The sequence below is a fragment of the Stenotrophomonas sp. STEN018 genome (assembly GCF_056760235.1).
The window spans coordinates 1-2,562 of the sequence record NZ_JBRREK010000123.1; the positions used below are offsets into that span (position 1 = coordinate 1).

4 protein-coding genes are annotated in these 2,562 nt (G+C 65.5%); 1 reads left to right on the plus strand and 3 read right to left on the minus strand.

The features are described 5' to 3' along the window. Nucleotides 1-63: 63 nt before the first annotated feature. Nucleotides 64-306 (minus strand): hypothetical protein, encoded by a 243-nt coding sequence (locus ACVOMB_RS20915; protein ID WP_481532913.1) that lies wholly within the window; start codon nt 304-306, stop codon nt 64-66. 94 nt (nt 307-400) lie between these two features. On the opposite strand from ACVOMB_RS20915, the gene ACVOMB_RS20920 reads away from it, so the two are divergent. Continuing rightward, nucleotides 401-1,177, plus strand: coding sequence for an SDR family oxidoreductase (locus ACVOMB_RS20920; RefSeq protein ID WP_481532914.1), 777 nt, complete (start codon nt 401-403; stop codon nt 1,175-1,177). On the opposite strand, the gene ACVOMB_RS20925 is transcribed toward ACVOMB_RS20920, so the two are convergent. Together ACVOMB_RS20925 and ACVOMB_RS20930 are read right to left on the minus strand one after the other, a co-directional pair. After that, nucleotides 1,165-1,791, minus strand: a complete 627-nt coding sequence (locus ACVOMB_RS20925) for a DUF4124 domain-containing protein (protein ID WP_481532915.1) — start codon at nt 1,789-1,791, stop codon at nt 1,165-1,167. The genes ACVOMB_RS20920 and ACVOMB_RS20925 overlap by 13 nt on opposite strands. Then, nucleotides 1,791-2,462, minus strand: coding sequence for a DUF4124 domain-containing protein (locus ACVOMB_RS20930; protein WP_481532916.1), 672 nt, complete (start codon nt 2,460-2,462; stop codon nt 1,791-1,793). Before ACVOMB_RS20930 ends, ACVOMB_RS20925 begins: the two co-directional genes overlap by 1 nt. Between the last annotated feature and the right edge of the window lie 100 nt (nt 2,463-2,562).

Sequence of the window (2,562 nt, forward strand, 5' to 3'; positions counted from 1 at the left end):
CCCCCCCCCGCCCCCCCCCCCCCCCCCCCCCCCCCCCCCCCCCCCCCCACTACAGGTGACGCGCTATTTGGCGGTGTCGGCGCCGCCAACCGCAGCATCCAACTCGGCTTTCTGCGCCTTGCTGGCCTGCTCGGCCGCTGCAGCTGTCGCCTTGGCCTGATCCAGATCCTTCTTCATCGCATCACGCAGCGCGGTGGCCTGCGGATCAGGACGGCGCTCGGTGTCCGGCGCTTGTGGCTTGCACGCTGCCAGAACAAGCAGCAACGGCACCATCAACGGCACCATCAACAAGGAAAGACGCTTCATCGGCATGCTCCGCTGGGCTCGGGCAGCTATCCTAGCCCCATCTTCCCGCAGCGTCCTTTCACAGACGCAGCACCCAGCATCGAGAGGAAACACAATGAACCCGCAGCGTTGGCGCCTGGATGGGCAAACCGCCTTGGTCACCGGTGCCAGTGCCGGCATTGGCTTGGCAATCGCACGTGAACTGCTGGGTTTCGGCGCCGATGTGCTGATCGTCGGGCGCGATACCGATGCGCTGGAAACCGCACGCGATGAGTTGGCTGATGCGTTTCCCGAGCGTTCCATCCACGCGCTGTCAGCCGACGTCAGCGATGACCAGGATCGGCAGGAGATTCTCGACTGGGTCGAAGACCACAGCGATGGCCTGAACATCCTGGTCAACAACGCCGGCGGCAACACCACCAAGGCGGCAACCGAATATTCCGAAGACGAGTGGCGCGGCATCTTCGAGACCAATCTGTTCTCGGCATTCGAGCTGTGCCGCTATGCGCACCCGTTGCTGACGCGTCATGCCTCTTCAGCCATCGTCAACGTCGGCAGCGTCTCCGGCATCACCCATGTACGCAGCGGCGTGGTCTACGGCATGACCAAGGCGGCGATGCAGCAGATGACCCGCAACCTGGCTTGCGAGTGGGCCGAGGACGGCATCCGCGTCAACTCGGTGGCGCCGTGGTACATCCGTACCCGCCGCACCTCCGGGCCGCTATCCGATGCCGATTACTACGATGAAGTGATCGCACGTACGCCGATGCGGCGCATCGGTGAGCCGGAAGAAGTAGCCGCTGCAGTGAGCTTCCTGTGCCTGCCGGCATCGAGCTATGTCACCGGCGAATGCATCGCGGTGGATGGCGGCTTCCTGCGTTACGGCTTCTGAGTCTTGCAGTCGCTGCCTTCGAGCAGCGCTTGTAGGCGCTGGTACTTCTTCTGTAGCGTTTCGGCTTGGCTTGGCGCGGCAAAGCGCCATTCCGATTCGGCTTCGTCTACCCGCTGTTGCCAAGTGGCGCATAGCTGTGGCGGGTCGACTGCGGTGCAGGTATCACGCACCACTTCGCAGGCTTCACCGGCACCGGTGTTCGGGTTGCCGTCCAGGCCGGTGATCTGCATCGTCACGCAGCGCGACGGCGGCTCGCTGGTTTCACTGAAGTAGGCCTGGCCTTCGCGGGTGCTGCATTGGAACAGCTCAGGCAGCGGCACGGGCGGTGCCACCACAACTGCAGCGGCCTTCGCCGGTTCGGGTGCTGCAGCAGCCGGTCCGGGCGCTGCGATCAGTTGTGGCAGCGCTGCAGGCGCCGGGCTTGCAAGTGGTGGCGGAGCTGGCCGGGTCTCCACCGCCTGCATGATTTTCTTGCTCTGCTGCTGGGTGCCCTTGGGGCAGGGCCTGTTCTGCACGGTGAGCGCACCACTGGCGTCGGTGCAGCGGTAGAACACGATTTCGCTGGCCTGTGCTTGGGCGGTGGTCAGAAGTAAAAGCACGATCAAGCAACGCATCAGGTTCCCCCGCAATCCTGTTCAAGCCGCGCGTCGATGCCGCGTTGCTCGCGCATCAGGTCCTGGCGCTCGCTCTGCAGCGCGCTGTTGTAGCGGCGGATCAGTTCCCAGCGCCGGTCGCGTAGCCGCGCGCAGACTTCCTGTGGTGGCAAGGCATGGCAGCTGTCGCGCACCAGCACCGAACCCATCGGAACCGCGACACCGGCTTGCCAGGGGATACCGCCACCGCCGGGAGGGCGCGGCGGGCGCGGGCCACCATGGCCGGGACCGTGGTGGGTAGGGTAGGCATAGCCCCAGGTCGGCATCCAGCGCGGATTGCCGTCGTTGTTGTCGCTGGTATAGCGCTCGCCTTCGCTGGTGACGCACTCGTACATCGGCTGTGGTGCTTGCACCGTGACTACCCGTACTTCGCGCTGGATCACTGGCGCGGTGGTGGGTGCAGGCGCAGTGGTCGCCGGCCGCGGTGGTGGATCCTTCGGTCGCGTCATATCCAACACCTGCTGCTGGGTCGCCTTGGTGCAGGGCGCATCCTGCAGCGACACCGCGCCGTTGCTGCCAACGCAGCGGTAGATGCGTACGTTGTCCGCCGAGCTGGTGGGAGGCGGATCAACCGCCAAGGCCGCGACGGGCAACCAGATCAGGCAACCAAACAGGGGTAGGCGAGCGCGCATGGCGGCAGTGTGCCACGGTGGCAGCCGGGGAAACGCCTCTGTAGTGCCGAGCCATGCTCGGCTGAGGCTGTACCGGTGAAGCCCTTGCCGAGCATGGCTC

Excerpts from the sequence above, each read along its gene's own strand:
- ACVOMB_RS20915 (WP_481532913.1), bottom strand. The coding sequence starts at position 306 with ATGAAGCGTCTTTCCTTGTTGATGGTGCCGTTGATGGTGCCGTTGCTG.
- ACVOMB_RS20930 (WP_481532916.1), bottom strand. The coding sequence starts at position 2,462 with ATGCGCGCTCGCCTACCCCTGTTTGGTTGCCTGATCTGGTTGCCCGTC.
- ACVOMB_RS20925 (WP_481532915.1), bottom strand. The coding sequence starts at position 1,791 with ATGCGTTGCTTGATCGTGCTTTTACTTCTGACCACCGCCCAAGCACAG.
- ACVOMB_RS20920 (WP_481532914.1), top strand. The coding sequence starts at position 401 with ATGAACCCGCAGCGTTGGCGCCTGGATGGGCAAACCGCCTTGGTCACC.